Raw genomic sequence first — 5,423 nt, forward strand, 5'->3', positions numbered from 1 at the left:
GCCCTCACCTCATCGACGGATGCCTCGCCACCACCGGCCTGATCATGGATGGCTGACCACATCTCAGACCGACATCACGAATTCAACTTCAGTAGCTGCTAGGAACCTCTGCCAAGGCATCATCACAACCATCGACCCAATGAGCCAGCAGGCTCAGCGCGGCCAGCCGCTCCAGGGCTTCCTGTGCCTGCATCTCATGCGTTCCGTGCACCGCCATGTCACGGATGAGCATCTGGGCTCCCGGCGCGAACGAACGCAGTCCAGAGTTCATGGCGCTCACGGTGCGATCACGGGCGTCACCGGGCCAACGCAGCCTCGGCGCGCCCGGCTCCGGGGCTGCGTTGGAAAAGACCTGCTGCCACAGCGAGGTCTCGGGGACGTCGTTCCTTCCGGTCCGGGTCTTCACCTGATTGATGAGCGCCTCGGCGGCCGCGGCAACGGCCTGCCGAAAATGGCCGTCATTCCACAACTTGCGGGCCGAACCCCACACGAGGGGGTGCATCGCCTCCACGCCGACGGTGGGCGGAGCCTCGATCTCGGCCTTCAGAGTGAGTGCCTCCAAGCGGCCCAGAATCTGGTCGCACATACCCAGAACGTCATCCGGTTCCAGGACGGGCTTGGGCTGGGTCATCGACTGCCAAGCAGCAATCGGATCGATCGCCCCTGCCCCCGCCACCATGATGTACGCGTTTGTGAGCGGCACCGCGTCCAAGGCCCTTCCCGCAGCGTAGGCGACCTTCGCCCGAGCTCCGGCGATGCTCTCGGGAGAGGCGTCGTTCCTGGGAAACACCGCCGGCGCTATCCCGCGGGCCACATGACCGTTCACCTCGTGCAAGCAGAGAAACTCCAGCAGCGCTGCTCGAAACTCTCCAACGGCCTGGCTTACCGTCTTGAGGTACTGGGGGCTTCGCATGGCGTCCATGCCGATAATCCTGGCATCCCGGTGTGACAGAGATCCGGCTGGCCTACAGTCGAACGGCCGGAGCCCGAATTCGATCACACTGCAGCGGTACCGATCAGGGCCCACGGTGCGAACCGATGGGACACTCTTGTTCAATAGCTCCATTCGCTGTCTGGCCGGTTGCCGCCTGCCCATAGATTCGCTTCACCCACCCACTGGGCTCGGGCGCGCAGGCAACAAGGGCGACACCCTCACCGGCACCTGGTAACCGCTCGGCACGTAGATCAGGCGGGCGGCAACAGCGGGACGACGTTGGCGTCAGCGTGAACGCGCCCGACGTAATCGATGACGTCAGCGTTGCCGGACGCGTAGTCCAGGCGCTCCTGCTGGGCACGCAGCCGTGCCTCGCACTGGTCTATGACCTTGCCCCAGTGCACCACCCAAATCCGCACCCGTCCGTCGTCGTGCAGGCAGTCGTCGGGCAGCTTGTTGCCCCTGATCTGCCACTTGATGTCCTCATGGATGTCGTTGCCGACCAGCCAGAAGTCCCACCTTGTGTCGCCGTCGTGCTTGAACCGTTCGTCGGTGACGACGGTGCGCGCGTAACTGGTGATCTGCTGGACCTCGGTGTGGCCGAGCACGACCTCGGGCCGCTTGAGCTCGACGACCAGGTGCCGCCGGGAGGTCCCGGCGCCCACCGCGCACGAGAGCATGAGGTCGAGGCGCCCGCTCTGGCCATTGCTGCGACGCACCGCGCGCCTCGACCTCGGCACCCCGGGACCCTGGAGTATCGGCATGGCCCGCTCCAGGGCCTCGGTGAGGCCGACCTCCGAGACCGCGGACGTGTACTCGTCGCCGAAGATCCAAAGTTCCTTCTCCAGCATGCGGTGCAGCTGGTCCTTCTCCCTCAGGTCAGCACGGGAAGTGAACTCGAACAGCAGCTTACGGATCGCGGCCAGGGCATCAATGCGATCCACCAGAAGCGAGTTGGCGGCGACGAGTCCCGGCAGTCCGGTGCGGGTGACCAGGGACTCCAAGCGTTCCTTCTGCTCGGTCGTGAGCGTGAACAGCTCGTCCAGGACACGGGGCATCGCGGCGGGCTGGCGGCGAAGGGCCTCGCGCAGCAGCACCAGCTGGGTCCGGCGCGAGGGCTTCGCGGCCTTGTTGAGATGCCGGCTGACCAGTACCGCGACCTCGTCGAAGGTCTGCCGCTCGGCAGCCTCCACCGCGGTAGCGGGCTCACCGCTGTAGGGGTAGGTCTCCTCCTCGATCCACTTCTTCACCTGCTCGCGGGCACGCTCGTGCTCGCGCTTCCTGAAGTGGAGCCGCATCTGGTCCCGGGCCGCCGCGACGACCAGTCCCAGCGGCGCGTCCTCCTGCTCCCACTCGCCCTCCATCGTGTCCAGGTCGGAGACGACCGCAGCGCCGGACCACAGGATGTAGGCGGTGAAGTGGAAGTCCGGGGCCTGCACGCCGACGTTCAGCGTCGCCCGGTGCACGCCCTTGGAGTCGCAGACCAGGAGTTCGCGCCTGGTCGGCTTGGTCTTCCACTCGACCACCCTCAGCACGGGCCGCGCTGCCTCGTCGTCGTTGTTGCTCAGCCCGGCGACGGTCAGCAGGTACGGGTCCTGGCGCGCGATCGCCTCCTCTGGGTCGAGCGGGACGCCCTGCCAGGTGATGGTGACATGCGGGTACTTCGAGAGGTACATCGCGAACTGGTTGGTCAGCGCCGAGCGGACGGCGGCGGTGTCGGTCAGCCGCGTCTTTCGGGGCGCCTCGCCAGTCACGCGGACCACCGTGCCGGGGTCCTCCTCGGTGACGCCGCCGTCGGTGGTGTCGAAGGCGCTGAGCTCAGTGAAGGACACACTGGTACGACGGCGTTCCGTGGTCCCGTCAGCGACGGTTTCCCACCCTGCCCGCGTTCCCAGTGCCAGAACGCGAAACCGCCCGTAGCCGCGGCGACCGTGCAGCTGTCGACCGTCGCGGGTTCCGGGAGCGCTGCGCTTCCAGGAGCCGCCCATTCCGGCGAAGGCGGCCTGGACGGATTCGGCCGCGATGCCGTGCCCGTTGTCGCGGACCTCGACGGCGCTGACTCCTCCGAACTCGTCGGGTTCGGCAGTGACGTGCACCTCGGACGCGTCGGCGTCCAGGCCGTTCCAGATGAGCTCGGCCAGAGCCCCGACGGGGTCGGAACGGCGCGCGACGTGCTCGACGAAGTCGGGCTTCACCTCGATCGGAATCCGCATCCCGGCAGCATCCCATGCCGAGGTGTCAGTTTGTCAGCGGTCTGCATCGACCGACTTCGATCACCATGCGCCGAACCCTCGGCGGCCGGCTCTGCCCCCCGGGTCTCAGTCGACGACTGGGCTTCAGCGCTCGACCAGCACGACGTCACGCCAAACTCGGTGGTGGCGGCCGACGCGTTCACGGGTGCCGATGACGCGAAAGTCAACCACAGGTGACAATTGCCATGCGTAGATGGTGACACCAGGTATCCGACGCCGCGGCCACATGCGGTGGGGTACGGGCAACAGTCCACCGCGTCACGCACCCGAGAACCCACCGCCCCGTGCGAGGTGTGCGACCGGGCGCAGGGGTGGTGTCCGGAGAGGTGACCGTGCCGGGCGGGCTCACGGCCCGGGCCTGGACGGCCGGGCCCGCTGAATCCTGCCTCGATCGGCCGAGCCAGAGAGACAGCAGCGAGGAGGAATACGTCGCTCCTCTTCTCGATTGGTGTGTGTACGGTCGTGCAAAAGGGGGACGTTGGTGGCCTATCTGAAGGTGTTCCGGCGTGGTGCCGATGGCCGGGATGTCGAGCTGCGGGGTTCGACCGTGGCGCGGGAGCGGGAGCTGCAGCGGCGGGTCGAGGGGGCGCTGGAGACGATGCTGGGGGTTCGCTTCTTGGCGTCGGAGTACGCGACGGGGCCGTGGCACCAGGGGCGGATCGACACCCTGGGGTTGGACGAGGACGGCGTACCGGTGGCCATCGAGTTCAAGCGGGGGCGCGATGCCGGGGTGATCGCACAGGCGGGCTCGTACCTGTTCTGGCTGCTCGCGCACCGGCACGAGTTCGAGGCGCTAGTACGCAGACGGCTGGGCGCCGAGGTGGCGGAGACCGTCGACTGGCGGCGGCCTCGGGTGATCTGCGTGGCGGGCGAGTTCTCGAAACGGGAGGAATTAACATCGGATGCAACATTGCGCACAGTGACGCAGCTGCCGTTCCCGCTGGTCGACAAGGCGCGACCCGACCGACCTGACCGAAGGGATCACGGCCTTGACCTGCACACTAGGGGGCGTATTTGGTCGTGATCAAGGGATGGTCTTGGTGAGGTCCTTGATCCAGATCATCGCGCCGCGGAGGTGGAGGCCGGCGAGGTAGCTCTTGGGTGTCTTGTCGAACCGGGCGGCAATCCCCCGCCAGGCCTTCAGTCTGTTGATCAGGCGCTCGACGGTGTTCCGCTCCTTGTAGAGCTCGGCGTCGTGGGTGACGGGCCGGCCGCCCCTGCGTACCGCACGCTCACTCTGGGTGCGGTCATCCGGCGCAGTAGCTGTCCGTAGGCAATGTCGGCGTCGATGCCGGGCTGGCTCGTGTGCCCTTTCGCTTCGGCGATGATGCGTTCACCGTCCCGTTCTGCTTCGAGGTCGATGTACGGGTCGGTCGGCGGCACGACGGTCCAGCCGGCATCGGTGAGCCAGGTGCGGAACGCATCGACAACCCGGTCTTCGTCGCTGGGCCACGCCTCAAGCACGGGCGTAAGGAGCGCGCCGATCGCCACCAGGTCCGCCTGCCGGTCCCGGCGGTGCAGCCTGCCTCGTGCATCGGCGTCGAGGTCATCTGGGCGGATGATCGCGAGACGAAGCTTGTGCGCGGGAATCTCGGTGTCGCGGCGGGCGTCGTAGAGGGCTCGCTGCTCACCGCGATGCACGCCGCTGACGGTCAACCGGTCTGGTTTGTCGAAGAACGGGACCGCTTCATCATGCTGGCGCTCTCGGTATTCCACCACGAGCTTGCGGTGGGGCCAGTAGCCGTCGACGGGCAGCTTGACACGGCGCCCGGCAGCGCCAGCGTCGCCGCGTAGCCAGTCGAAGCGGTGCTGCCGCTGCGCGACCTCACCGAGATACTCGTCGCAGAGGTCGAGGACGTATGCCTCGTCACTTTCGGATCTCCCACCCATGACACAGCACCCTGCCAGGAACCCCTGACAAGCCGCCTCCTTCAGGCGCTCAGCCTGGTCGCCCAGGGTGCCGCTGTAGTACAGGTTCCCATGCCCCGTTTCAACGCGAGCGCGATCCCGGCTTGGCGGCGATCCCCGCTATGCTCGGGGGCCGTTTGAACCAACCACCGCAGCCTGTCGAAGGACGTGACTTGGCTTGAGAAGCGATCCGCAAACCCGTCACGGGCCTGGGATCGGCACAAGTGTTCGCAAGTTCCCGATTCGGGTGATCTCGGCGTTGCCACTGCATGAAGACAGGGCCCCTGTGCAGCTTTGAGGTTGTCGAGACCGAAAGCGCAAGGAGGCCC

Annotated in this window: 4 protein-coding genes and 2 pseudogenes; 1 reads left to right on the top strand and 5 read right to left on the bottom strand. The window is 66.8% G+C overall.

Annotation, left to right across the window (positions count from 1 at the left end):
* Window positions 1–88 precede the first annotated feature (88 nt).
* From ACGF0D_RS43785 to ACGF0D_RS43795, 3 genes and pseudogenes are all read right to left on the bottom strand, one after another.
* A complete protein-coding gene (locus ACGF0D_RS43785) occupies window positions 89–922 on the bottom strand; it encodes a TIGR02391 family protein (protein ID WP_392926110.1) in 834 nt (277 codons plus the stop codon).
* 263 nt (window positions 923–1,185) lie between these two features.
* A complete protein-coding gene (locus tag ACGF0D_RS43790) occupies window positions 1,186–3,147 on the bottom strand; it encodes an ATP-binding protein (protein WP_392926112.1) in 1,962 nt (653 codons plus the stop codon).
* Between the two features lie 123 nt (window positions 3,148–3,270).
* Window positions 3,271–3,348, bottom strand: a pseudogene (locus ACGF0D_RS43795) (N-acetyltransferase); the annotation flags it as partial.
* A gap of 319 nt (window positions 3,349–3,667) precedes the next feature.
* On the opposite strand from ACGF0D_RS43795, the gene ACGF0D_RS43800 reads away from it, so the two are divergent.
* On the top strand, window positions 3,668–4,210 hold the full coding sequence (locus tag ACGF0D_RS43800; RefSeq protein ID WP_392926114.1) for a hypothetical protein: 543 nt from the start codon (window positions 3,668–3,670) through the stop codon (window positions 4,208–4,210).
* On the opposite strand, the pseudogene ACGF0D_RS43805 reads toward ACGF0D_RS43800, so the two are convergent.
* Window positions 4,211–4,408 (bottom strand): annotated as a pseudogene (locus ACGF0D_RS43805) (IS5/IS1182 family transposase); the annotation flags it as partial.
* A complete protein-coding gene (locus ACGF0D_RS43810) occupies window positions 4,339–5,076 on the bottom strand; it encodes a hypothetical protein (RefSeq protein ID WP_392926116.1) in 738 nt (245 codons plus the stop codon). The gene ACGF0D_RS43810 and the pseudogene ACGF0D_RS43805, both read right to left, overlap by 70 nt.
* Between the last annotated feature and the right edge of the window lie 347 nt (window positions 5,077–5,423).

Source organism: Kitasatospora sp. NPDC048298, assembly GCF_043201465.1.
GTDB lineage: Bacteria > Actinomycetota > Actinomycetes > Streptomycetales > Streptomycetaceae > Kitasatospora.